Consider the following 617-nt stretch of genomic DNA (forward strand, 5'->3'; position numbering starts at 1 on the left):
GATCAAGAGCCCCAGCGACATGAACCTGCGCCTGATCAAGGACACCGAACTCTTGCATCAGGAGCAGTAGCCGTCATGGCAAGAGCAAACAAAGGTCCGGACGGGTACGTCGTGGCCGAAGGACTGGTCGAAACGCGGCAAGCAGGCTTCGGCAGGCCGGTGTTCCGGCGGCCGGGCTTCGATGGCGTCGTCAGCTTTGACAGGATGGAAGAGGTGTTGAGCGCGCAGACCCGCGCATGCCGCGAGAGGCGCGGCCTGACGCGCGAAAATCTCGCATTGATGCTCGGGCTGTCGACCCAGGTGTTCCGGCGCGCTACGAGGTGGCCTTCTCCAAGATGCATGTCACGCGCCTGATCCACCTTTGCGAAATTCTCGGCGCCTCGCCAATCGCCATGATTGCCGAGACAGCGCCGCATCTTTTCGGCAAGACCCGCCTAGAGGCAGAAACGCGTGCACAAGCCATCGCAGCCTTGGAGCAACTCCCCGAAGCTATGGTGGCGCTGCTGCTGCCGCTGCTGCAGACCCTGCAAAATCAGCCGGGGCATTCCTCCAAGGATGCTGAGATCCCGGCGACGAATTTATCGGGCCGGGTTGGCAGACTTTGAGCGGATGTCAGG

At 61.9% G+C, this 617-nt stretch carries 1 protein-coding gene and 1 pseudogene; both read left to right on the forward strand.

Annotation, left to right across the window (positions count from 1 at the left end; all coding sequences use genetic code 11):
- Positions 1-354: pseudogene (locus EN780_RS40020) on the forward strand (hypothetical protein); the annotation flags it as partial.
- Complete coding sequence (locus EN780_RS36690) at positions 336-605, forward strand: hypothetical protein (protein WP_210215119.1); 270 nt, start codon at positions 336-338, stop codon at positions 603-605. The pseudogene EN780_RS40020 and the gene EN780_RS36690, both read left to right, overlap by 19 nt.
- Positions 606-617 lie beyond the last annotated feature (12 nt).

The organism is Mesorhizobium sp. M4B.F.Ca.ET.089.01.1.1 (assembly GCF_004022605.1).
In the GTDB taxonomy this organism is placed as follows: Bacteria; Pseudomonadota; Alphaproteobacteria; order Rhizobiales; family Rhizobiaceae; genus Mesorhizobium; species Mesorhizobium abyssinicae.

Excerpts from the sequence above, each read along its gene's own strand:
- EN780_RS36690 (WP_210215119.1), top strand. The coding sequence starts at position 336 with ATGCATGTCACGCGCCTGATCCACCTTTGCGAAATTCTCGGCGCCTCG.